18 protein-coding genes are annotated in these 26,439 nt (G+C 39.3%); 5 read left to right on the top strand and 13 right to left on the bottom strand.

Annotation, left to right across the window (positions count from 1 at the left end; all coding sequences use genetic code 11):
- Positions 1-9: 9 nt before the first annotated feature.
- The 11 genes from LVD47_RS00480 to LVD47_RS00530 form a co-directional block, all read right to left on the bottom strand.
- A complete protein-coding gene (locus tag LVD47_RS00480; protein ID WP_236973547.1) occupies positions 10-1,452 on the bottom strand; it encodes a hypothetical protein in 1,443 nt (480 codons plus the stop codon).
- 19 nt (positions 1,453-1,471) lie between these two features.
- Positions 1,472-4,429: a PVC-type heme-binding CxxCH protein gene (locus tag LVD47_RS00485; protein ID WP_236973548.1), complete on the bottom strand. Its 2,958-nt coding sequence runs from the start codon at positions 4,427-4,429 to the stop codon at positions 1,472-1,474.
- 67 nt (positions 4,430-4,496) lie between these two features.
- Positions 4,497-5,834: a purine-cytosine permease family protein gene (locus LVD47_RS00490; protein WP_236973549.1), complete on the bottom strand. Its 1,338-nt coding sequence runs from the start codon at positions 5,832-5,834 to the stop codon at positions 4,497-4,499.
- Between the two features lie 47 nt (positions 5,835-5,881).
- Entirely contained in the window at positions 5,882-7,381 is a 1,500-nt protein-coding gene (locus LVD47_RS00495) for a sulfatase family protein (protein WP_236973550.1), read from the bottom strand.
- Positions 7,359-8,621: a glycosyl hydrolase family 28 protein gene (locus LVD47_RS00500; RefSeq protein WP_236973551.1), complete on the bottom strand. Its 1,263-nt coding sequence runs from the start codon at positions 8,619-8,621 to the stop codon at positions 7,359-7,361. Before LVD47_RS00500 ends, LVD47_RS00495 begins: the two co-directional genes overlap by 23 nt.
- A gap of 12 nt (positions 8,622-8,633) precedes the next feature.
- Positions 8,634-10,094 (bottom strand): neutral/alkaline non-lysosomal ceramidase N-terminal domain-containing protein, encoded by a 1,461-nt coding sequence (locus LVD47_RS00505; protein WP_236973552.1) that lies wholly within the window; start codon positions 10,092-10,094, stop codon positions 8,634-8,636.
- A 211-nt stretch (positions 10,095-10,305) separates the two neighbouring features.
- Positions 10,306-11,736: a hypothetical protein gene (locus LVD47_RS00510; RefSeq protein ID WP_236973553.1), complete on the bottom strand. Its 1,431-nt coding sequence runs from the start codon at positions 11,734-11,736 to the stop codon at positions 10,306-10,308.
- A 10-nt stretch (positions 11,737-11,746) separates the two neighbouring features.
- Positions 11,747-13,243, bottom strand: coding sequence for a neutral/alkaline non-lysosomal ceramidase N-terminal domain-containing protein (locus tag LVD47_RS00515; protein WP_236973554.1), 1,497 nt, complete (start codon positions 13,241-13,243; stop codon positions 11,747-11,749).
- Between the two features lie 60 nt (positions 13,244-13,303).
- Positions 13,304-14,833 (bottom strand): hypothetical protein, encoded by a 1,530-nt coding sequence (locus LVD47_RS00520; RefSeq protein ID WP_236973555.1) that lies wholly within the window; start codon positions 14,831-14,833, stop codon positions 13,304-13,306.
- A gap of 114 nt (positions 14,834-14,947) precedes the next feature.
- On the bottom strand, positions 14,948-16,576 hold the full coding sequence (locus tag LVD47_RS00525) for a RagB/SusD family nutrient uptake outer membrane protein (RefSeq protein ID WP_236973556.1): 1,629 nt from the start codon (positions 16,574-16,576) through the stop codon (positions 14,948-14,950).
- Positions 16,577-16,597: 21 nt separating this feature from the next.
- Complete coding sequence (locus LVD47_RS00530; RefSeq protein ID WP_236973557.1) at positions 16,598-20,092, bottom strand: TonB-dependent receptor; 3,495 nt, start codon at positions 20,090-20,092, stop codon at positions 16,598-16,600.
- 333 nt (positions 20,093-20,425) lie between these two features.
- Between LVD47_RS00530 and LVD47_RS00535 the strand changes: the two genes are divergently transcribed.
- The 5 genes from LVD47_RS00535 (at position 20,426) to LVD47_RS00550 (ending at position 24,301) form a co-directional block, all read left to right on the top strand.
- Positions 20,426-20,983: an RNA polymerase sigma factor gene (locus LVD47_RS00535; protein WP_236973558.1), complete on the top strand. Its 558-nt coding sequence runs from the start codon at positions 20,426-20,428 to the stop codon at positions 20,981-20,983.
- Between the two features lie 35 nt (positions 20,984-21,018).
- On the top strand, positions 21,019-22,170 hold the full coding sequence (locus LVD47_RS00540) for a FecR family protein (RefSeq protein WP_236973559.1): 1,152 nt from the start codon (positions 21,019-21,021) through the stop codon (positions 22,168-22,170).
- A gap of 406 nt (positions 22,171-22,576) precedes the next feature.
- Positions 22,577-23,053: an OsmC family protein gene (locus tag LVD47_RS00545; protein ID WP_236973560.1), complete on the top strand. Its 477-nt coding sequence runs from the start codon at positions 22,577-22,579 to the stop codon at positions 23,051-23,053.
- A 343-nt stretch (positions 23,054-23,396) separates the two neighbouring features.
- Positions 23,397-23,840, top strand: a complete 444-nt coding sequence (locus LVD47_RS23935; RefSeq protein WP_369427728.1) for an AAA family ATPase — start codon at positions 23,397-23,399, stop codon at positions 23,838-23,840.
- A 44-nt stretch (positions 23,841-23,884) separates the two neighbouring features.
- Positions 23,885-24,301 carry a hypothetical protein gene (locus LVD47_RS00550; RefSeq protein WP_236973561.1) on the top strand — a complete coding sequence of 139 codons (417 nt, stop codon included), beginning with the start codon at positions 23,885-23,887 and terminating at the stop codon, positions 24,299-24,301.
- A gap of 7 nt (positions 24,302-24,308) precedes the next feature.
- Here LVD47_RS00550 and LVD47_RS00555 read toward each other — a convergent pair whose 3' ends face one another.
- Together LVD47_RS00555 and LVD47_RS00560 are read right to left on the bottom strand one after the other, a co-directional pair.
- The gene (locus tag LVD47_RS00555; protein ID WP_236973562.1) at positions 24,309-24,923 is read right to left on the bottom strand and encodes a hypothetical protein; all 615 of its coding nucleotides are present in this window, start codon (positions 24,921-24,923) and stop codon (positions 24,309-24,311) included.
- A gap of 137 nt (positions 24,924-25,060) precedes the next feature.
- Positions 25,061-26,344: an MFS transporter gene (locus tag LVD47_RS00560; protein ID WP_236973563.1), complete on the bottom strand. Its 1,284-nt coding sequence runs from the start codon at positions 26,342-26,344 to the stop codon at positions 25,061-25,063.
- Positions 26,345-26,439: the final 95 nt, after the last annotated feature.

Genomic DNA, 26,439 nt, shown 5'->3' on the forward strand with positions numbered 1-26,439 from the left:
CTTTTACCTCTACTCTTTCAGCTTTCTCATCATCTCCATCAATGTATCTGTTATCTTTCGGGAAGCATTTACTTCCAGGTAACTTGATTTGGCCCTCCATGTTTCGTATCCACCTAGAGCATGGTGTTCGGGTGTAGGAAGATATCCATTATAACCATTGGCTAATGAGATCGTAAACATATCCTCAAATGGACCCTTTTCTTTTAATTCCAAACCGATTTCAACAAATACTTCACATGGAATAGTAGCAATAACCAAATCACCAATTCGATGAGCTTGTAATAAAAGGTTTACACTCTCTGGAAATTCTTTGAGCTGAAGCGTTTCCCGTGCATATATTTCTTCGAGAGTTTTCATATTTGGTCCAGCAGCTTTTTCAACTATACTTTCTGCCCGTTCAATATCATTTTTATCGGGCATTCGAACACCTAACTCCATTTCTTCTTGGGTTGAATGCAAAGGCACCCAATCTTTATATTCAATATTTTGATATACCTTATATACTTCTGAAGCCACTTTATTCGCTACATAATTCATTTGAACGTATTGGCCTTTGGCTTGTAAGTATTCACCTGAAAAATCGATATTATTGATATCACCGCTTGTACCGTTTGACATAAATCCTACAAATGATGGCCCATCCTTTTTAACGCCAATTAACTCTTCAATTTTTTTCGAAAAAATACCGTAGTAATCTCCGGAAATTTCACCAGGCCCAGTTCCTCCAACATAGTGAAGCGAATAATTTGAAAATATGGCAATCGGATCTCCTTCCAGAGAAACTACAGAAACAACCGGGATTTCAGGGTCTATTGGACCTGCCGGTTCCAGGTTATTGGGATTTCCCACACCTGGGTTCATTTTCACTTTGTCTTGTGTGCCAAATGGATTCATAATCTCAGTTCCTGGTTTCATTCGCCATCTTCTATTAAAAACAAGAGAAGATTCTTTTCCAAAACCCCAACCTATTTTAGCCGGCACTCGATTCTCGTACGCCCGAATAACGGCATCAGCAATTTTTATACGTAAAAATTCTAAATATTCAGGATCCGGATCACTTTGAAAAACGGAACATGCTGTCCCTGCAGAATGGGTGTGGTTGGCCGACATCACAATATTTTTCATGGGGATTCCCGTGAATTCATGTGCACGTTCTTTAGCTTTATCAACTGTTTCCCTGTATATCATACAGAGATCCGAAACCACTATAGCTAATTGATTATCACCGTCATCCAAAACCATTCCCCTTGCATAGGTCTCGTCGTGAATATACCGAACTTGTCTATCTTGCATTCCACCATTAATACTTGTTCCGATGGGTGGAGTAATAATACTTTTGGCAGATCCTGCTCTAAAAGATTTACCACTTACCTGACCATATAAATATGGATTTACAATAGCGGTAATACCCAATAGAATCAAGATTTTTAAATTTCTGTATATTAAGTTCATAAATAAGCGTTTTATAGAATTAAAATGTACTTCCTTGTTTCAAATAAGCAATTAACCCAGCCAACTCTTCTTTGGACATAGCTTGTTCCAGCCCGTTGGGCATAAGGGACAAACCAGTATTCGTCAATGTTGAAATGGTTGACCGTAATATGGTCTCGTCTTCACCTGAACCCATTCTCAGGGTCAAACTATTTTCTGTTTCAGATAATATCCAGCCTGTAATGGATCTTCCATCGGTCGTTTGCACTGATACTGTTTGGTACGTCGGATAGACTTCATAATTAGGCACCAAAGTATGCAATAGGATAGCATCACCTGGTTGGTTCTTAATCCCTGTCAAATCCGGTCCGACCGCCCCTCCCTGGCCATTATATGAATGACACACTGAACATATATTTTCGAAAATTCGCTTTCCCGCTTCGATATCTCCATCCATTTCCAGCACTTCCTTGAAATTTTCATATATTTCCATCCGGTCTCCACCTTCCAGGTCTGCAAAAACTTCTGTTGCTAACGTCCGAATTGAACTGTCTTTGCTTTTTATTAATCTTTGCCGGTTCACGGAAGGTATATCCGTTGCCGAAATTATACCGGCTTCTATTCCCTCTAATAAAATTTCTATAAATGCAGGTTGTGAAACCATTGATGAAACCGCCACGGAACGAACCTGAGGCGTGAACCCTTTCCATATTTCCGATGATGCCAGTAGTTTTCCACCTCTTTTACTGGCCTGTCTGGATATCGCTTCAATGGCAGCTTTTTGGATTTCTGCAGAATGACCGGATTTTAATGCAGTACTCAAAATTTTCAAACTACGAGAATCTGTGGTGTATCCCAGTAATTTTATAGCCCTTATACTCTCCTCTTTCTCCCGTGAATTTTGATTTTCTGAAAGCTGGATAATTTTATCTAAAATAAGATCAAAGGTTCCCTGATCTGAATGAGTAAGTAATAATTTTATAATTTCACGTGTCGAGCTTGCGAACTCCCTGCTGGAACACCCCTCTGATAATCCCAGTAAAGTAGAAAGGTCCGAATTGGTGATCTGGTTGTCATCCACTAGTGAAGAAGCCAAATGCCTGCATTGTTCCAATGAAGCACCGTTTCCAAACATCTTCCCGAGATCTTCCATGACCAGAGAATAGGCAATACTACTTTCTGGTTCTTGCTTCTGTAACTCTTCCAGGAAAGGGAGCATCCTGTCACCGACACCACTCAACAAACCAGCTCTTGTCCAGGGGTCTTCACCATCTGAAAAAGCCAGAGATGCCAATTTATGTAACACGTCATTACCGTCTAAAAATCCCAGGACCATTGCACAATAAAAGCGTACTTGAGGATCTGAATCTTCAGCTTTTGATAATAATACTTCTTTTAAATCCTCGCTTTGTGTGGAATAATTTTCGCATAGTAACACTGCCTGACCACGTACACCTGCATGTGGATCATCCAGGGCTTTTTCCAAAACTGTTGCATCCAACTGATTGATCAAATGTAATAACCACAATGCTTTTACCCTTGATTCGGGGTGTTCGGATTCAGAAACCGATTGTTGCAAACCCTCTTTTAAATCAGGATTTTTATCTTGCAGAGCCAATCGAAAACCGGTTTGACGCAACCACTCTTCATTCGAATTAATTAATTGGATAATTTTATCAGGTGAAGTTTCAATGCCCGGCCATGATATGTCGGAAATAGATTTGTCGAATTTTTCATGGCGAATTCTGTAAATTCTTCCCATATCTTTTCCACTCTTAAAATCCAACTTATCTCGTATACCTTCCGGAACATAAGAAGGGTGATCTATAACTTTACGATGCATATCGGCAATATACATTCCTCCATCCGGCCCCTGGTTTACATATACAGGACGAAACCATTCATTTTTTGAGGCAAGGAACTCTCTTCCTTCCTCTACTAAGTCCGTACTAAATGAAGCACCATCTTGTCGAAAAACCTGGCGTTGAACCAAATTCTGGGCGGATTCACATATAAAAACATTCCCTTTATATTCTTCACCCAATGCCGCTCCGTTAAATACAAAGGTACTACTTGCAGATGTAAACGTACCCTGATGGGATCTCCCCATAAGATTGGGCATAAAATCCGAAGTAGTAGGTACATTACTAATTGGAAAGACCACCGCCTCAGCTTCTACTTTGGATGCATTTTTTACAGTTTGGCTGAAGGATAAATAAGGGTTTCTATTTAAAAATCTTGGTTCTATCACTACCTGCAAAACCGGGTGTCTGTTCGAACATCCAAAACGATTTCCAAATGCATCGATTGTGAGGCCAAATTGGCTTTTTCCACCTACTGTTTCAAACTCAAATGTTTCGGGATGAAATCTCCCGTCCGAAGCATTAAATGACACCGTATCTCTTTCTGGGAAAATAGGGGATGTTATATCTCCTCCATTCAAACCACTGGTGACATAAACCCACCCATCCAATCCCAGCGTAGGATGTGAAACTCTCAGTTGGGATGTCTTCGTATCCTTAAAACCGGTAAGCACGACTTTTCGGACATCTGCCTTACCATCACCATCAGTATCTTTTAAATAAAAAATATCCGGGGCACAGGTAATAAATACGCCTCCTTTCCAGGGAAGTATGCCATTTGGGTACGTAAATCCCGAAGCAAATTCTGTTCTGGAATCATATTCTCCGTCTCCGTCTTTGTCCTCCAATCGAACTACTTTACCTTCTTTGTTCTCAGGAGTCCCCCCTTCTGCAGGATCGGGATATCCACGATCTTCTACTACAAACAAAAATCCGGATTCATCAAATGCAAAAGCTACCGGGTCGATGACCAAAGGCTCTTTCACAACCAGGTCTAAACTAAGTCCCTCATCAAGTTGAATTTCATTCTTCGAATCATTTTCAGAAGTTTCGAAATTACAACTCCAACAAAAAACAATCATCATTACTGCTGTTCCTCGAAGAATTAATCGCCACATTTCAAAGTATTTTTTCATTCCCTATTTTTTGAATCTCTCCTTATCAAAGTTATTTTTCATTAAAATATATTCAATATGTACCCTATTATCCCCAGAGCTTCTTCCATTGTTTTTCCGGTGTTGTACCTTTGTTTATAGCAGCCTTCATCCAAATAAAATATACTATTCCAGATACGATCATTCCGTTGATCAGAGAACTAAAGAAGTTCTGAGTAAAATATCCTATGAGAAATCCTCCAATCCATGCCAAATAGGCTGCTGGATTAATCATCATATCCGGAAGTCCATTTTCGCTTTCATATAAGTTTCTTTTTGTAGGAAAAAGCCAATAATCAACAATAACTGTAATCGCTATGGGACCAATTAACCAGGCTAGGAATTGCAGGAAAAAATTAAAAATTTGATCGGGTCCGTACCAGGCAAAAAACAACGCTAAGGCCCAGCAAATCAAAAGGACCATTTTGCGGGTTTTTTCTTCGTTCTTATATTCAGGAACAGGGGGAGCAGCCATCATATTTGCTGCAAAGTATATGGCAGCCATGCACGTTGACCAGGACCCCAGAAAAATGGCGAAAAATGTAACTTCAAGTAATCCAAAACGGTCCATGATAAGGAATATATTCCATTCGCCCGTTGCCAAAGCACCAATTGTGGCGCCAATATATTGAAAAACCATCAATACTCCATACGTCAAAAATAGCCCGATAGCTGCTTGTTTTCCATTCTTATAGAAACGGGTAAAATCGGAAATAACGGTATTACCATGGAGCCATCCACCGGCAGTAGCCGTAAAAACGACAAGCAATGATGCTGTTGCCGCTGGAGCATTAGATATAATTTGTTTAAATCCACCACCCACATCGAGAGCTCCCCATATCGTAGCAACCAGTATAATAATAATAGCCGGAGCTGCCAGGTAGTCCACATAAGCAATCCATTTCATTGTTTTATAAGCCGGAATTAGAAAAATAATTGCCATTAGTAAAGTAATCCCCCAAAACAACCCCGAACCGGAACTGATACCAACCATATCTACAAAAGCATCCCGGGTAATATTCAAAATGACTGCAAACCAAACTACCGTAGTGATTGAAATAATTAAATTGGGTAAAATCACTCCTTTTTGACCATACGAAAACCGGTATATCATAGCACTTGTATAGCCCGTTCGTGCTCCGATCACTCCGATTAGTATGGCAATAATACTATTAAATGCTCCGGCCATTAATATCACAACGACTGCATCCTTAAACGGAAGTTGTGTACCTACCAATCCGCCAACTAACAAGCTGGATATAACAAGTACAAAACCCCATAAAATAAATGTATTGCTCCAGAATCCCAATCGCTTAGATTGTGGTAATTTGGAACGAACGGCATCTCCCTCGGAGCCAACTAGATTTTGAACGTTTTCATTTTCCATATTTTTCAATTTTATAGAATATTCCACCTGGAACACTATGCCATAGATTACCTCATTATTACCGGAATCGGATTCTCCACTTTACCAGGGAGTCTTTGGTTTTTACCAGGATGACCAAGATCTCCCAGGTCTTCTTTTGCTCTTTCCGACCATACCATTAACTCTTTCACTATCTCAGGATTCTCTTTGGCCACATTGTGATTTGAGGAAATATCTTCTTCTACATTAAACAATATCGGTCCATTTTCACCCTTTTCATTAAAGTGTGGGTGACTACTAAATTCATCTAATGGCAGAAATAATTTCCAGGGCCCCCGCCGGACCGCTTGCAACTGGTTCTTGTCATAGTAATAAAAGATTTCATAAGGGGTTGAGGCTGCAGTTTTTCCTTCTATCAAAGGCCAAACATCATGTCCATCTATAATTCGATCTGTAGGAACTTGAGCTCCTGCCAGGCCTGCGAAGGTAGGCAATAAGTCCATAGTTGTAACCATTTCTCTGCATACCGTTTTCCCAGGAATCGTCCCGGGCCACCACATCAATGCCGGAACCCTGAAGCCTCCTTCAGAAGTAGTATACCCGCGGCCGTAAAGCGGTTGGTTCGTCCCCCTTTCCACCCCGTCCATATCTTGTCCCATCGGTGATCCATTATCAGAAGTAAACAGTACAAGTGTATTACTTGCTATGCCCAATTCTTCTAATTTTTCCATAATCTGACCAGTAGACCAATCTAATTCCTCCACACTATCTCCCCATGGGCCGCTTTTACTTCTTCCCCGAAACCCGACTCCGGAAAATGGTTCTTTAGTACTTCCCGGCATCGCCTGGGGTAGGTAAAGGAAAAAAGGTTCGTCCTTGTGATCCGTAATAAATTCAAGTGCTTTTTCCGTATAATCCCTGGTCAATAAATTTCGGTCCACACCGGCCTGAATCGGATTCTCATTGAGCATTACCGGCAAAGGGGGCCACTGATACCCGTCAAACCTCTCTCCAATCCTCTGACCTACAGCCTGTGTCATATCATCGCTGTAAGGGATTCCATAAAAAAAATCAAATCCCTGTCGCGTAGGTAGGAAGGGGAGCTGATCTCCCAAATGCCATTTTCCAATTATACCGGTTGTATATCCTGCATCCTTTAAAACCTCAGCAATGGTTACTTCATCCGGATTCAATCCATATGGGGAAATAGGACGAAGTACTGCTCCATCCCTAGGGTTTTGGTGCATTCCTACTCGCTGGGAATAACATCCGGTCATGATGGAAGCCCTGGAAGGTGTACAAACGCCTGAAGTAACATAGAAATGAGTAAATTTTCTTCCTTCGCGGGCCATTTTATTGAGGTAAGGTGTACGATTTACCTCAGAGCCAAACGGTTCAATATCTCCATAGCCCAAATTATCGCAATAGATAATGATGAAATTAGGTTGATCAACTTGTAAGGGTTGGTTTTGTCCATATCCAATTTTTATTTGTCCCAGAAGGAAAAAAATACAAATAGATAACCCTTTAAAGTATGTAATGGTATTATTGAACTTTTTTCCAATCATTTTCAGTTATATTTTCAACTTTTGATTTATCAATGTTATACAATGTTGGAGCTTCATTTTCACCATTATACATACCATTCATGAAATGACAATTATGAACGGGAGCCTCAATCCTTACTAATGAGCGCCCGTTTCCGATCACATTTAAGGCGTAAATGTTGTTTATTTTACCGGATAATGATAGTTTCCCATACCCTTTTCCACCTAATAAAATAGCTTCATATCGATCTTGTAGTCCCTTGAATATTAAACCATTGATATACACATCGTGAATACCGGCCTGACCGCTTGCTCTTATGGCTATTCCGCGGTACCGGTTTTCGCAGGAAACATTAGTGATTACGATTTGTTCGATATCGTCTTCAGGACCGTACCATCTGGCCGAAGTAACCATTGTGCTATTAAGACTACCATTGGGTTTAGGAGCATCATAGTTTACATCGAGGTTAGAAAGTGCAATAAAATCGTCACCAGTTTTACCAGATATATTATCAATTCTAAAATACTTACATCCTTGTCGCAAATTAATTCCGTCTTTATTTGAGGTAGCTAACTTTTTCCCCTCTATGTTTATAAATTCTGAGTTTTCTATTCGAATATTGGATAGTTTTGCATTTACAGTCCGCTCAAAACTCACAGACCATGCGTGGGTATTTTCAATTTTCACGTTTTTCAAAGTAAACTTGTTGACATAGGCAATTAATATCAAAATATTTCTCCAATCACCTGTTTGTTTCATTTCTTTATTACCTGCATCGCGGCCATAACTCACTCTATAGTTTCCTTTCTCCATTTCTTTCTGTGGATCTCGCACTAATTTTCGAGCTCCATCCCCTGTTGCACGTGGATGATCTGCTCCTCTCAATGTTACATCGCCCACACCTATTATATCTATATTCTCATTCCAAATGGGATCGCTTATCCCCAATCCGACATTATCGCTTCGAAACATATTATCTCTGCTTTGATCAGAAAGTTGGATAGTACAATTATCGAGTATTAGCTTAATATTACTCGGTAATAGGATAGCACTATCAATCATCCAAATGTTAGTTCCATTTGCATTGTAGCTGGGAATTCGTATTTGACATGTAGTTTCTGTAGCATCTTCAATGGCCTGTTGTATCCTTTCTGTATCACTTCCCCGGTAATCATTGGGCGAAATCTCCTTGGGGAGAGCTCCAAAAGAGTTTGTGAAACATACTAACAAAGCCATCAATACCGTGCATGTAATATTCATGTTAATACTGCGCTATTGGAGTGACCTAAATAACTCTAAAAGTTCACCTACTATTTTCCGTGTTGCATTTTCTTCTACTCTGTTTGTCCCCAGCCAGGTTTCATACCCACCAAGTTTGTGTTGTTCGGGAGTAGGGAGATAACCATACGCTCCATTAGCTAATTCAATCGTAAAAGCATCCTCAAAAGGACTCTTATCTTTTATTTCCAGACCGGTTTCGGCAAAGGTTTCAAATGGGATGGCGGCAATTCCCAAATCACCGATTCGAAAAGCTTGCAGGATTATATCTATCTCATCGGGCCAGGTAGTTTCCAACTGGTGGATACGTTGGGCATAAGTCTTTTCCAATGAATGAAATAATGGATCTTCTGAGTCAGGACGATTTCGAACTTTTTCCATATTGGCTAATAATTCTTTACTTGCTCTGCGTACTTTAAGTTTCAGTTCTGATTTTGCCGCCCCCAAAGTAACATAGTCATTGAATTCCAGGGTCTGGTAAGCATCAAATACTTTTTCAGCCACATCATTAGCTACATATCTCATTTTGAAATAGGGATCATTTTTTTCTCTCTCTCCCGCAAAGTTTATGTTGTTGATATCTCCGCTGGTACCATTAGACATGATTCCTACAAAAGGAGGGTCTTGCCGATCGGCGTCTAGTAATTCTTGCATCCGATCTCCAAAAATAGCAAAATAATCTGCTGAAATATGCCCTTTGGGAACACCCCCTACATAGTGCAGGGAATAATTCCCCAAAACACAAATAGGTTTACCATCTTTCGTTTCTACGGCCAGGAATGAGACCTCAGGATCAATAGGTCCTGCCGGTTTGACAAGGTCCGGGTTCCCTACTCCAGGGTTCATTTTTGCTTGGTCTTTAAATCCCAATGGACTCCATACGGGTTCTTTCATTATCCAGCGCCGGTTGAAAACATGTTCCGGGACATCGACTCCTCCCCAGGCTACTTTGGCTGGCACTCTATTGGCAAGTGCAATTTCTACCCCATCTGCAATTCGTGTGGCCAGGAATCGCTGGTATTCATCCAGAGGTTCTCCGTACTGCCATCCCCTTCTATCCATTCCTTGTTTACCAGCACTGGTACCGGAGTGGGTATGTGTAGCGGCCATCATCACATTCTTCGAGGGCACACCCAGCTTATTTTCGATGATAGCTATAGCTGCATCGAAAACTTCTCTTTTAATACTCACATTATCAACGAGTACAAATACCAGCGTAGTGTTGCCGTCATCCAGCACTAAAGTTCTTGCATGCAACTGATCATGAACATAATCTGCAGGAGGGGAATTCCAATTTCCAACAATTTCAAGTCCAAGCGGAGGAGTTATATTACTTAATGAGGCTCCTGCTTTAAATTCATAATTTTGAGAAAACCCAATTGAAGGCAAAAACGCCAACAGGCAAATTACCAAATTGTATTTCAATTTGAACAATACATCATAGTTCCTAATCACAATACATCGTTTTAGGATGAAAAAATACTAAGAAGAATAATCCATTAAATTGCCAGAATCAAAAATATAGTATTTATAAATCGGTAAGTAATACTATCTTTCAGAAAAGTGGTACTATCTTTCAGGAATGAAAAGATATTTTGATTCAGATATGGAAAATCCTGTTTTTCAAATATAATTATAATTTTAATTGTTTATAGCAAAAATTCATTCAATTTTTTCTAATCTCTTTCAACAACCGAATAGCACTTTCCACCATCATCTCTCCACCTCCCGGAGCCAGTCGTGAATTAATGGTTTCATACCCCCCTCGATCAAAAGCATCTCTGGTGGGAACGTAGGCGATATGAGAATTAGTAAGTTCAATTATCAATGTATTCTTGAAAGGGGACCCTTTCTTTATGGCCAATCCCAATTCTACAAATACTTCACCTGGTAAACCAACGATAGCAACATCACTATTGACCTGAAAAACCTGGACTTCCAAAGGAAGTGTCCATTTTCCGGAAGGTACGGTAGGAGGGATAGCTTCATTATTTCGAATTCGTGCCAGTGACCTGATCTTCATAGGTCGTCTTAACTGGAAAAATTCAGATTCACCATAAAGGTCTGAAGGGTGCATTTGATTGGCCCATTGCAGTTCCTCTTCTGTAAAATGTTGTAATGGTGCATATACGATCTCAGATTCCACCTTTAGTGAATAGCCTGCCAGATTCTCTAGGTTCGGCATATTTGTCAGTACATTGGAAGCCAGGTCCACCCCGATTGATTCTGAAGTCAATTGCTCTTTTTTTCTCACATTTACATGGTTCAAATTCCCACACGCACCCTGTCCATAAAGTGAAATAAATTCATTTCCGAGTTTGTCCTTCAGGACCTGGGATATAAAGGCCGGAAAATCAGCACTGAATTCAGTCCCTCCCTTGGTATCGCAATGATTGGAAAAATTAAACAATCCACCTGACAAATCGCCCGATTCTTGTTTTACCACAAGTATATTAAATTCTGGATCAATAGGACCTTCTGTGCGAATAGCCTCTGGGTTTAAAATTCCCGGATTGGTTTTTACTCGTCCATCTGCCATAATAAACCTACGGTTATACGACAAGCTGTCCACATTCACCGAATTTCTCAATAAAACGCTTTCTTTGGAGGATTCCTGCGCTTTTCTAACACTCAAAAAAATTCGTTCACACAACCAATCCTGGTATTCTACCCCATTTGTTATTTCTGTGGAAGGGGTTTCTTTTCTAATATGTTCATTCAATTCAAGAATATCTTCGTCATATGCAGGCGAAGTATGGGAGTGAGTACCAGATATTAGCACATGAGCAAAGGGAATGCCTAACTCAGAGGCAATTTTTAATCGGGTACGAGTAGACACTTCACGACTAATCCATAACAAGTCACACGATACTACAGCCATTTCAGTTTGTCCTTGTCGTAGGTATAGTGTCTTTGCGTACAAAGAATCATGAACTCCCGTACTTATACCCCTGTAATGAGGGAATCCAACTGGAGGAGTAATATTTTCTTCTGACATACCTGCTATCAATTCCTGGGCGGACAAAGGCCCATTTACGGCAAGCAGCAATGCCATGGCTCTAAAAATAAACTTGAAAAAATTACAATAAATTCTCATATGTCCCATACTATTTTGTTGTATTGCTTTTCGTTACTGTATTCACCTGATTAAATAGATTCATCAGTTCAAGGACAATCTTTCTTGAGGCATTGACCTCCACTTTATTGGTCGTCAACCACGTTTCATAGCCACCCACTTCATGTTGCTCAGGTGTGGGGAGATACCCATATGCTCCATTGGCTAATTCAATGGTAAATGTATTTTCAAATGGGCTTCTTTGTTTTAATTCCAGCCCCGTTTCAGCAAAGGTTTCAAAAGGAATAGCTGCAATTCCAAGGGTTCCGATCCCAAAAGTTTGTAAGATTATTTTAATCTGGTCCGGCCAGTCATCTTCCTGGATCCTGACTCTTTCGGCATATATTTTTTCCAGTGGATGAAATAATGGTTTATCATCATGGGGTCTTTCACGCACTTTTTCCATATTTTCTAACAATTCAGGACTGGCACGACGGACCTGGAGAGTTATTTCTGATTGAGCAGAACGTAATGGGACCCACTCATGAAATTCCAGCCCCTTATATACACTAATAACTTTTTCTGCTACATCATTTGCAACGTAACGCATTTTCTCATATGGGGCGTTTTGTTCCCTTTCCGTACCAGACCAATTGATATTATTGATATCTCCCGATGTACCATTTGTCATTATTCCTACAAATGGCGGCTGTTGACGATCCGCTTCTAGTAGCTCTTGCATTCGGTCTCCAAAAATGGCAAAATAATCAGCTGACAGGTGTCCCCGCGGTACTCCACCAACGTAATGTAAAGAATAATTCCCCATTACAGCAATGGGTTTCCCTTCGGATGACTCCAGTGCGATAAAAGAAACTTCCGGATCAATAGGGCCAGCTGGCTCCACAAGGTCAGAGTTACCTACCCCCGGGTTCATCTTAGCTTTATCCCAAAAACCCAATGGGCTCATAACGGGTTCTTTCATTATCCATCTTCTATTGAAGACATGTTCCGGAACATCAATTCTACCCCAAGCGATTTTGGCTGGTTCCAGATTGCCAACTGCAGTTTGCACACCATCTGCTATTCTCTTGGCAACGAACAACTGATACTCATCTAGTGGTTCGCCGTATTGCCAGCTTCTACGCTCTATACCTTGTTTTCCTGCACTCACCGACGAGTGAGTATGAGTTGCAGCAATCAATACATTGGCGGCAGGGATCTTAAGATTGTTTTGTATCATTGATTTGGCCGCATCATATACTTCTCTCTTTACAGCCACATTATCAACTATTACAAATACCAGTGTCTCATCCCCATTCCACAAAACAATGGATTTGACATTTATTTGGTCGTGCACATAGTCCGCTATTGGCGCATTATATCCCCCCACAATTTCCAGGCCCAGGGATGGAGTTATGTTGCTTATAGAAGCTCCTGCCTGAAAGATTTTTTCCTGAGCATTCAATGCAGTAGAACCGCACAATGATAATAATCCAGAAATAAGAGCAGTTATCCAAAACACAATAAATTGATATTTGTCGGATTTCATAATCTTTTACATTAAAATCTTAATCTGTTACATGATACCTTTACTTAAGAATCTATCTTCTTAATCCAACTGTGGCGGCAAATTACCGTAAGACCAGGCAGCATTAAATTCCGGAGCCAATGGAGGTTCCGGAACGGGTCCAGGGGTCATCTCATTGGCTAGTTGTATACCTACTTCTGCAAATTGTTGTCCAGCGGAAATTTCCAGATTAGAATACGAAGTAAGGCGGGTTTCATATCCTCCACCATGCTCGCTGAATGCTTCTTTCGTCGGAACGTAACCGACACAACCATTGGCGAGTTCAACTACAAATGTAAATGGGAAATTTACTCTTTTCTTGATTTCAAGTCCATATTCCACGAAATATTCTGACGGATTGGAAACCAATGCAATGGGTCCCAATTGAATAACCTGTACCTCTACTTCAGACTGTTTTTTGTTTTTGATTAGTGCATCAAGTACGACCGTCTCTTTAGCAAATACCCATTCCGTAGCACCTACTTCCTCTGGGTCTTTTTTTACCAGGTCTAATGCTTTTTGCACATGCTCCGAAGAAGGTACTCTTCTATCGATGTTCCATACTTTTGATTCAAAATCCAATGTAATATCACTTGCAGCTCCACGACGCACGAGCAATAAGGTTTTATAGGCTTCTGCTCCTACTCTTCCTCCTACAATTTCACACCATTCCCTTGAATCAGGTTTGGCATGTTTTGCAAGGTTATCTACCTGGGTAATATCTCCACAGGCTCCCTGCAGGAATACCACCGGTAAAGCCGCATTGCCAGTAGCCCTTCGAATAGTTCTTTCCATTGTCCAGATCCAATTCGCCGATATACCTCCGGGGTTGGTGGTAGCGTGACAGGAAAAATTAACAATGGTACCGAGCAAACGCCCGTCCAAATCCCATACACCTACGGTCCCTACATCTGGATCTATTGGTCCGGCGTAATCTATAATATCCGGATTTCCGACGCCAGGGTGTGAATACGTCAAACCATTCTTCATCCGCAATCGTCGGTTAAATGAAACTTTATCCTCATGTCCAACACCTACTGCCAATTTTGCCATGGTTTTAGTAGCATCTGCCCTTACCACAGCTTGCACAATCTGGTGTGTCAGGTGTTGGATATAACCCGGATCCGCTGTGATTGATTTGTTAGTAACAAGATCCTGAACAAGTGGTGATACATTATCAAAATCGCCCGGTTCCGACATTGCTATTGGGCCAGAAGAATGGGAGTGCGAGGCTCCAATCATTATTGCTTCAGGTTCAATACCGCAGAGATCCTGTATTCTGGAACGCGCCTCCAGCACCACTGCCCTGGTAATGAATAAAAGATCTACACCCACAATCGCTACTCTTTTCTCCCCATCATCAAATACTGATGCCCGAACTTTGCACCTATCATTAAAATAGGTATTGTAACTTTTACCATAATTTCCAGGCTTTTCCATTCCTATATCCGGAGTGATATCCATTTCTGCAAACCCGGCCTGAAAATCAGAAGATCCTTCTTGAGCAAAAGCTTCTCCTGTCAATAGTAATAGCAGGCTAAACATTAATGTACCGACACTATAATTTATCATAATATGCTTTATTTTATTCTTTTATAATTAGGTTTTGAAAGGCCTGAATCTACACATGGAAAATAATACATATTTTATAAAAAGCCGTTTCTGATCTAATATGTTTGAAAACACCTATTCCCAACCGGGATTCTGAACAAGGTTTTCATTAAGCGTCAACTCTTGTCTCGGAATAGGATATAAATACATTTTATCTTCCCATACTCGGGTTTCCAGACTTGGGTATACATCTTTATATTCTCCTGTACTCGGGTCTCTCGCACCAAGTATTGTCATTTCGTTTTCAAGTAATTTTCCTGCCTTCCATCTAACAATATCATCCCATCTGATTCCTTCAGCACATAATTCTATTCGGCGTTCCCTTCGAATTTCATTCATAAGTGGTTCTACAGCTATTTCCCAATCCGGCCAATTAGGATCATCAAACCCTACCTCAGAATTAAGATGAGGCATACTGACCCTATCTCTCAATTGATTAATGGTAATATCCAGGATGTCTTGTGTACATTCTCCTAACTCCGCTTTAGCTTCCGCATAGTTGAGCAATACCTTGGCATATCGAAAAATAAAATCATCAGTAATCGCTGAACTTGGCAATCGGTCCCTCTCATAGGGAGAATAAGCCTTTGTAATCCAGTAACTGGTCGGGCAATAATTAATAAATTCGGGTAATTCTTTTATCGCTACAGACCCATCATCATAAATCCGATATGGCCGATCTGAAGTATAGATAGATTGTTTCAACCGCGGATCTCTATTTGCGATTTCATCTGCCCATTCAGCATCCCCATTGTACATAGGGCTCAGTGCGATAGGAAGTCCGTCTTTACAGAGGTATGAATTAATAAAATCTTTTGAATACCCCGTATATGCTTCTCCTGACTGACGAGTATTATTGTGCATACGTAAATCAGTTAGATACCTCTGGACCATAATACCTTCGGGATTGCCTTTTAATTCATATTGTACAAAAAGATCAAAGTAATCCTGCGTCGGATTCTGGGTTGAATAAATCGAAAATAATCCGGAATTGATTATTTCTTCACAAGCTTCAGATGCAGATCTCAATAAATCCTCATATCCACCAACAACATCATGATATTTCCGAAATGTTCCTTCATAAAGTAATACATCTGATTTCAGCGCCAATGCTGCGTATTTGGTCAGTCGATCCGCCCCCGAGGTCTCTGGTAAATGATTGATGGCAAAATCCAGGTCACTAACCATATTATCGACAACAACATCCCGGGAATCTCTACCCTTGTAAAGCTCTTCCGAGTCTGTACTCAAATCAGTATTGTACCAGGGAACATCTCCATACCTTTTTAGTTTTTGAAAATAAAAAAATGACTTAAAAAATCTTATTTCACCTTCCCCAACCAAAATGTCAGGGGTTTTTTCCATTTCAGAAATGCGTACCAATGCGTAGTTGCAACTTCGGATATCCAACCAATCGGATTTACCCCAACCACCTCCGGAAGTGGGAACAGTATAGTTCCCCCAGGTATAGGAATTAGGTGTATTGGGAACTTGATTATCTCCAAAATTGTCGTCTCGATACCAGGCCAGACGAAAGTCATAGAGTTTGGTGTAAAATTGGTTTGCAAAAAGTTCAATATCTGATGCCGTTTTCCAATAGTTTGAATCGCTAATCTTATCCAGGGGTAATCGTTCTAGAAATTCATCATTACAGGCGGATATAATAACGAACGCAAGGATTAATGTTATATATTTATTGCTCATTGATTTTAAATTTGTCTGTATTTAAAATTGAATATTTGCACCCAGAGAATACGCTTTGTACAATGGATATGAAATAGGCCCGGCCAATTCAGGATCAGCAATTTCAACCGTTTTAGTGCCGGTCCATAGGTTACTTCCCGAAAAATGTATCCTGAATTGTTCCACACTTATTTTTTGAGTAAATTTCGACGGAATTGTATATCCGAAAGTCAACTGTTTCAACCTAATATATGCGGCATTCTGTAAAAATCTGGTTTGGGTTGCCGTGATATCCTGTGTATTTGTTCTGATCGGCCTGGGATATAAAGCATCCCTGTTTTCAGAAGACCAATAATCCAACATTATCCTGGGCCTTGGAGTCCATTCTCCCGTGTAGGTAGTCAAATAATATCTGGTATTCATCCATCGATCCCTTTTACCAACTCCCTGAAAAAACACAGTAAGATCAAATCCCTTCCAATCAAAAAATGTACGTAAACCAAAACTATACCTTGGAGTGGTGTTACCTATAATTTTACGATCTCCTGGATCATCCAGAGTACTGCTACCATAAGAAATTTCCCCATCATTATTCAAATCAACATGCCATAAATCCCCGGCTTGTCTATCCCTGGCAGATATTTTAGAACCATTATACGCCAAAGCTTCATCATCATCCTGGAAAATCCCCCCTGTAACCAACCCCCAAATCTCACCAATATCTTTACCGATATAATGATCTGAAATTAGGCCTCTCGGATTATCATATTTAGTGATAACGGATTTGTAATCCGAAAGCGTGATCGCAATGCCATAGTTAAATTGATTGACATCATCATTCCATTCTATTTCCAGATCCCAACCTGTCGTCTTTAGATCTGCAGCATTCTCATTGGGCTCCTCTATACCTAATACAGCTGGAAGTGTTACTCCTTTGGTAAGCATATCTTTGGTATCTCTTCTATATATATCAAAGCTGCCCGATAGTCGGTAATCAAGGACTGATACATCAAAACCAAGATTCTTTTGAATAACCGTTTCCCACGTTAACGTAGGACTTACTAGTTGAGGGATCGTGACCTCCACAGGTTTTTGTCCATTGATTAGATAATTTGCCTCTGCAACGCTTAAAGTACCGATATAAGGATAATAACCTGCTACATTCTGGTTTCCCAGGGAACCGTATGAAGCCCGAACTTTTAGCAAATTAAACTCACTGGTTAAATTTTCAAAAAATTCTTCCTGATCAATACGCCATCCAATTGATCCAGATGGAAAAATCGCATATCGATCCTCTTGAGGAAACTTAGAGGTTCCATCATACCTTGTATTAATTTCAAAAAAATATTTGTTATTATAATTGTAGTTGATCCGGCTAAAGACTCCCCGTATTGCATATTCGCTTTCTCCGTCACTTGCATATCTTTCTCCAGAAGCTAAATCAAGGTATGGTATTTCATTTATTATTAAATTCCTCCTTTCTGAATATACAGAAAGAAAATCTTTATACTCTTGATTAAAGCCCAAAAGGAATTTGAAATTATGATTATTTCCGAAGGATTTTGCATAATCCGCATATATATTTAAAGCGTGATATTGGTTATTACCATTCTGTCTGATTACCCTGTTGGGGTTACTCCCCCCATAGTATCCGTTGACGTTACCAGTTACATCGTAAAATGGAAGTAACGATGAATACAGCAATTCTCTTTGATTCATGGGATTATAGGAGTAATCCATATTTATTGACATGCCTTCAAAAGGTGTCAACTTCAATAATCCTGTAAGCCATAAATCAGAAATATTCCTGGTTTGATACCCTCCTTCATCCAACATCTGAGCCAGATTATGGATCGAACCTATATGAGACCAATTGCCATTTGGATCTCTGAGCGCCATTGTAGCATATGTGTTTTGCTGGAAAGGTAAATACCCTTCGGGAAAGGAAGACCTGAACCACGAATCATTAGTAGGAAACCTTTTGTTGCTTAGATTGGCAGAAACCCGAGTTCCTACAGATAGCCAATTTGTAACTTTATAATCCAGGTCCGTCAGAAAATTAAACCGATTGTAATGTTCATCAAACAAATCTCGATTGATTATCCCCTTTTGATTGAGGTAAGAGAAAGATGAATAATACGTTAGCTTCTCCGTACCACCTGATATACTAATTGAATGCTGTTGCATAGGATATGAGTTTTCCATTAATACATCATTCCAATTAGTATTCGCTACATTGGTCCATTCATTCGGATTATTAGGGTGAATGATCGATGCTGGTTGAGAAGGATCATTAAAATGAGCTAAAATTGCATTTCTTTCAATTTCATCATAATATGGATTTCCTGTAGTTCTCAAATAGGCCTCATCCATCCATTCTACAATTTCCTTTGAATTAAACCATTCTACAGTAGTCACAGGAGCATTTATTGAATAATTTGAATTTACAGATATTTTGGGCTTATCACTGACCCTTCCGCTTTTCGTTGTTATCAATATCACCCCAAATGCTGCCCTTGCACCATAAATTGCAGCGGAAGCACCATCCTTGAGTACTGTAACACTTTCAATATCCTGAGGATTTACCATATTAATGTCCATTGCAACACCATTTACCAACACCAATGGGCTACCTCCACTCAGTGAAGTAGTACCTCTTATATTAAAAGTTGCACCCTGGCCAGGGGCACCGCTATTCGGCGAAATATTGAGATTGGAAATCGTACCTTGTAGTCCTTCTCCTATTGTAGTTAGGGGTCTACTCTCCAAAACCTCAGAACCCACATGCGAAACTGCTCCAGTCAAATTTTCTTGTTTCTGCGTTCCATACCCTACCACTACCAATTCCTCCAGGGTCTGAGAATCTTCATTAAGTATAATTTCTATATCTCGCATTCCATTGACAGGTATTTCCTTTGTTGTATAGCCAATATATGAGACTATCAGTATATCACTATCCACCACCTGCAACAGAGTAAACCTACCCTCAAAATCAGTGGAAATCCCTTTCTCTGTTCCTTTTACCAATATATTTACCCCAATAAGTGGTTCTCCTCTGGTATCGGTAACGTTACCACGCAATGTATCTACAATGTTAAATTGGTTGCAAAAATCCTGAATTTTGATACTTCCAAATCTATTTCCAATTTTTGGAACCACCTTTAGTTTCGATTTTCTCACAATTCGTATTACATTACCTCTCTTACTCCAATGTAACGGCTTTTCCCGAAATAACTCTTCAAACACCGCTTTCATATCTGCATTATGTATGTCTATACTTACAATCTCTTGGTCATTAACCACACTAAGATCATACATCAATGCAATCCCTGTTTGTTCTTCGATTGCATCGAAAACCGTTTTCAAAGGCACTCTCTTCAGGGAGATAGTTATATTCTCCCTGGCTTGAGTTGTACCATTGGCAAAAGTAGATGTACAGAAAAAGATAAGCAACAAGAATGTACGTACATTCCACTCCAGTAATTTGATAATAGTTCTGAAAAAACGGGATTGGGAAGTTAGTAAATTTGTTTTCATACCCATTTTGATTTTGATTTGACTAATATTGATTACACCCTTAATACCAACTTTTGATACCGACGGGTTATACGAATGTTAATTTTTTATAAAAAATTTTAAAAATTGAGTGCATTAATCCCATTTCCGATAACTATTATTTGAATCATCCAAAACTGAATAATTTACAATTGACAACGATTAGTTCCTGATTCAAAATCCCCTCCTGTGATTTTCCAGAAATGATTAAGTTCAAAATAATCTTTTATATTTGTTTTGACTGTCTTTTGTGATACCTTACTGGGAATAGGTGAATGGATTCATATAAAAAACTCCTGATAATTTAAGAAATTCATGGATTTTGGAAGCGATACCGAATTTTATAATCAATTAAAATCAGGTAGCCACAAGGCACTTGACCATTTATTCCATCAATACCATTATTGGTTGGTCATTACAGCCCATACTTTTCTCAGAAATGAAAATGAAGCCCAGGAAACCGTACAGGAGTTTTTCATAGATTTTTGGGAAAACAACAGGTATGAATCCTTAACTGTAAATTCTACAGATGCTTTAAAAAACTACCTCTTTATCTGTATAAAGAACCGTTGCCTAAACCGGATATCCAGGAATAAAACCCGAAAAAAACGATATGAAAACTTACTGCTTCCCAAAGACCATATTTTACCTGAAAAACCTTTAGAAAATATTGAATTAAAAAGCAGGCTTGATAACGCTGTTAATCAACTCACTCAGAGACAAAAAGAAGTGTTTGAACTGGGGTATCTGCATGATAAGACGCGAAAAGAAATTGCCACTGAACTAGGGATAGCTCATGAAACGGTAAAAAAATTGATGGCCCAGGCGTTGAAATCACTGAGAGAATCCCTGAATAAAACTCGAAATATATAACCCTACAAAAGGATAAAGCTGTATTTATTTTAGATATGAAAAAGCAAAGAGATAGAATATATCAATTGATGACGGAAAAACTCGCCGGGGTTATTAGTGCTTCGGACGAGGATTATATTGATCAATTGATCGAAAATGATTCTGTCATTCACGAGAAATGGGAGGAAATGCAGTCAATAATGGGGAAGGATTCCATGACAAATAATACTCATAAAGGCTCTCCTCCCTGGAGAATTAAAGGAAAGACTGCAAAACAGATACGTTTCTATTCTTGGTCAAGAGGGGTAGCTGCTTGCTTAGTTTTACTTGTCTTGTTTTCCATCGGATATACCTTTTTGAATCGTTCATCTAAAGAAGAACCATTGATTGTAACTGTGGAATCCCCTTCAGATCACATTTCTCTGCAATTATCCGACGGTCAGGAAATTAATCTTTCAAATTCCGAGGGAAGTATCCAATCCGGAGATATTGTCCTTGAAAATGAAAATCAAACCCTTTCATTCTCTGCAACAGAATTGGCAGGACACAGCTCGGATAAGCATAATATAAATACTTTGTCAGTGCCGGTAGGAATGGACTTTAGAGTTAATCTTGCGGATGGTACAATTGTCTGGCTTAATTCAACAACTGAAATTAAATTCCCATTCAAGTTCTCATCTACAATTCGTGAAGTCGAAGTCAATGGAGAGGCCTATTTCGAGGTAGCGAAAGATTCAAAACGTCCATTTATTGTTCACCTTCCCGAAAGCGATATAGAAGTCCTTGGTACTGCGTTTAACATCAATTCTTATGAGCCAGGTACTGAAAAAGTGGCCCTGGTTGAAGGAGCCGTAAAAATAAAAACACCAGAATCGATTACCAATATTACCCCGGGAACAGAATTAATGTATATCAAAGGGAAGGGAATATCCCATACCTCTTTCGATAGTAAAGAAATATTAGGCTGGCAAAAAGGTATATTTTATTTTTACGATGCCGGCCTTCCGAAAATCTGCAATGTGATTCCCCGATGGTTCGGAATTGATGTAGTGCTGGACAATCCTTCCATTGAAGCCAAAAGATTTGCCGGAATTCTCGACAAAAACCAACCTATCGAAATTTTTCTTGAAGACCTACAAACAATTACGGATATCGAATACTATTTTGAAAAAGGAGGTAAGGAGTTGCACTTTAGAGTACCTGAGTAAAGAAGTTGTTAGTTTTACATGCCTGATATAAGAGATTCCCTAGAACTAATAATGTCTTTCTCTGGGGAACGCGCCCTCCTCATCTTGGCCCTGCGGATACTTCATTTATGTGGAGACTTAACTGTTCTTAACGAAAGCACTTAAAAATTGCGCAGTGAATCATTGAGAATCGAATAGTACCTCGGTGAGAGCGATTCGGATGAGCTTGTCGAACCACTCAATCGAACGCTCGCAATGCTATGCCTCAAAGACTTCTCGCCCCATGATAGTAAATAATATATTATTATACTTTCAACGAAACGGAAACTATCCCACCGGAGAATTCTTATTGCTTTTCTTTTTTCTGCTTCAAATTCATTTTCTTCTTCGAAAATCACTACTTTTATTATAAATACAATAGAGGAAAATGGCAAAAACACACCAATTCAACTCCCATGTAATATGGACGGGAAACAGGGGCTCTGGAACAATGGATTATAGGGCCTATGATCGCGATTACGAGGTAAAGATCAATGGGAAACCAACCATTATGGGATCGTCAGACTCAGTTTTTAGTGGGAATGATTCTATGCACAATCCACAGGATTTTCTTGTGTCAGCAGTTTCTTCCTGCCATATGCTTTGGTACTTGCACCTTTGCGCTACAAATGGTGTTATAGTCCTTGAATATGAAGATAATGCCAATGGGGAAATGAAAGTAGAAGTAGGCGGTCATGGACAATTTACAAAAATTGATTTATATCCCAGGGTTTTAATAGCTCGTGAAAGTGAAGATCAAATTGAACTAGCTAAAACACTGCACGACGAAGCACGGAATATGTGCTTTATAGCCAATTCCCTGAACTTTCCAGTCGAACATGAAGTAGAGATCAGAACACCATAATTTGAAAATTGTCAATTAAAAAAGACATTTTTATCATATTTTGTCTTTTGTAGTTGACAACTTTATGAAAGCTTTATTACAATACAAGGATGCCTTATTGAGACCGGTAAAAATCAATTTCGAAGATTCTTGCATAATGAAATTGACTGGGGATCTCGAATGATTGGGATAAATAGGCCCAGAGGAAGTGGGAAAACCACTTTAATGCTTCAGTATTTTAAATTTCATTTGTGAACACCTTCTGATGCCTTATAATTGACTGCTGACCATTCCTGGTTTTATGATCATACCTTATTAGATACTGCTGTCGAATGGTATAAAAAACGGAGGAAGAATTCTTTTTATCGATGAAGTTCATACATACACGCGATGGTCCAGGGAATTGAAAAACATATACGACCGCTACCTCGACCTTCGCGTTATATTTTCCGCTTCCTCTGCGTTGGACATATATCATGGAGAGAGTGATTTAAGCAGAAGGGTTATTAGTTATTATCTTCCGGGACTATCCTTTAGAGAATACATAATACTCAATAATACAATCGAATTTTCTCCAATTACACTTGAAGAGATTGTTCAATCCCACCGTCGGATATCACTTGATACTACCAATCAATTTCAACCTTTGCCGATTTTTAAGGATTATTTACAATATGGGTATTTACCAATTATTTTGGAAGGCAAGGATAGTTATCTGCCAAAAATAAGCCAAATCATTATGATTCCGACTTATCATATATTCAGTCATATAACGCAGGAACAGCCGCAAAAGAAAAAAAGCTTCTAGCGATTATTGCTCAATCAGTGCCCTATAAACCTTATATTTCTTCGTTGGCCAGAAAACTCGAAATAAGCAGGGAAAGTTTGTATAACTACCTTTCTCAATTGGAAAGTGGTCATCTATTAATCACATTGAAAACAAAAGGGAAAAGCATTTCAACGCTTCAAAAACCCGATAAAATATACCTGGAAAATACCAATTGGGCGTATTCGTTAACGACCAATCCCGACCCCGGTAATTTGCGGGAGACCTTTGCTCTCAATCAATTACTACACGGAAAGCTAAAAGTAAACCTTCCTGCAAAAGGAGATTTTGTAATCAATAAAGACCTCTATATAGAAGTACGAGGTAAAAAGAATGGCCAGCAGCAGGTAAAAAATTATAAAAATCATATAGTAGCATCCGATGGCATTGAGACTGGTTTTGGGAAAAAGTTCCCTCTTTGGTTGCTACGGTTTTTATACTAAAGAATCACTACAAAAACAAGACAACCAAACCAGTTGCAATCAATATAATACCCGAAATTATCCCGGAATAATGCTCTAGCTTATGCCAGTTTTGATTTAATTTCTCAAGCCCCTTATATACTAAATATACCCAGGCCAGCATTCCAGTTAATGTAACTGTTGTATACAATATAGAAAGGAGAGCAACCGAAATCCATCCATCTTGTCCTGCCAGAAGGTAAAGTGCTTCGATTTCCAGACAGGGGCTAAAAAACATAGCCAAAACAATTACCTGTATCTTTTTTGCCTGACTTAATCCACTATAGTCGGTGCCAATATTAAAGTGATGATGGTGATAATGTCTGTAAATAAAAAAAATCCCTAAACCAATCAACAATAAAGAACTGATCCAGGACATATAAGAGGAAAAGTTATCTGATAAATGAAAACTCAAAAGACTAATGAATAGACCAATAGCGATCGTACTCAACACATGAGCACCTCCTGCAAAAAATGTAATCCGAAGTGTTTTTCTTAGATCCCAGTTTTCTTTCTTTGAAATAGTCACCAGTGGAATCCAGTGATTGGGAATCACAGCATGTAGTATACTTAAACCTAATCCACTAAGTAAAATTGATACCATATTTTTTAGAAAAGCACAAAGGTATGTAATTGTTCATTGTAAGAATTCAATTTACCTTCTTTTTTAATTGGATCCAAATAAAGTACAAAGATACAATTCGATTTCATTGACCAACCGGATTGCAAACATTTCTTCTATCAGGCCAGATTCCCTTTAAATGTAGGGGAATTAGTGCTCTTTTTTCTCATATAAATAAACAGACCTGCAAAGGCAACAATCAAAATTAGTGGAATAATCAACGTAACCCGCAAGATTTCAGGGCCGGCAGCAGTTTGAGCTTCTATAAAAGCTTCCGCCTCCGGACTGCCGGACTTCGAAATTTGATAGGTTACCAAATCAGCCCCCTCGGGTAATTGGTTTAATATCAATTGATCGTAATAGCCTCCCATAAAAACCATATAAATGGTTACGGCAAACATGCCCATACCTCCTATCAGATTCATTCCTAATGCCCCGGATTCCGGAATGTTTTCAGATACAAAACCCAACATTGTTGGCCAAAAGTACGTGATTCCCATTCCAAATATAAAAGCACCTAAAAACAATAACCCTCCGCTCACCTGAGATAAAATAAAAAGACCGGCAGCAGATAAAATCGCCGATACCAATAAAGTTCCAGTCGGTGAAAATTTCTCGACCATCGGCCCGGCAAATGCGCGTCCTACGGTTTGAACCCCTGCTGTGATGGCTAATAAAATCAATCCACTATCAGTAACCTTATTTAATAAAACTTCAATCCATTGATTCGTAAACAATTCAGTAATAGCGGTTCCCAACATACAAAAAACCATAAAAATAAATAAGGGTTTCAAAAGCGACCTCAACATCTCATTGTAAGTAATCCCGGAAGCCACCCTTTCGGTAACAGGGAATGATTTCCCAAAAGTCATAAACAAGTATATAATAGCTGGCAATAACATTGTTCCCACTTGAATTTGCCAGCCCCACCCCAACCGTGTAAAGAAAAAGGAAATTAAAGAACCAATAACAATACCCCCCGGAAACCAGAGGTGGAAGTGATTTAATTTCGTGGTTTTGTTTTCAGGAAAAATCGTGGCAACCAATGGATTGCACGCAGCTTCCACAGTCCCATTTGCAACACCAATTAACAAGGTAGAAAGGAACAAAGTCCAAAACCCCTGGGATAATACTGTCAATAATATACCAAGTATATGCAAAAAGCCGGCAATCACCATAAGTCTTTTAATCCCCACAATATCAACAAGAAATCCACCAATAATTATAGCCAGCGGAAAGCCCCAAAATGCCGTACCTGCAATCATCGCCAATTGCTCGTTAGATAGTCCAAATTCCATACCCAAAGGGGTCAGAATCCCTGCCCGGATCCCAAAGGATAATGAAGTTACCAATAAAGCCAGGCAGCTCAATAGGAACAAAGACTTCCTCTCAGCGTTTTGCATTTCAAATATTTTTAATCGAAAAGGGTCCTAATATATAAACTTTTCGCTATAGTCATTCAAATTTTATTCTTTCGTGGGAGATTGGTTATATTTAG

Source organism: Membranihabitans maritimus (genome assembly GCF_021729145.1).
GTDB classification, from domain to species: domain Bacteria; phylum Bacteroidota; class Bacteroidia; order Chitinophagales; family Saprospiraceae; genus Membranihabitans; species Membranihabitans maritimus.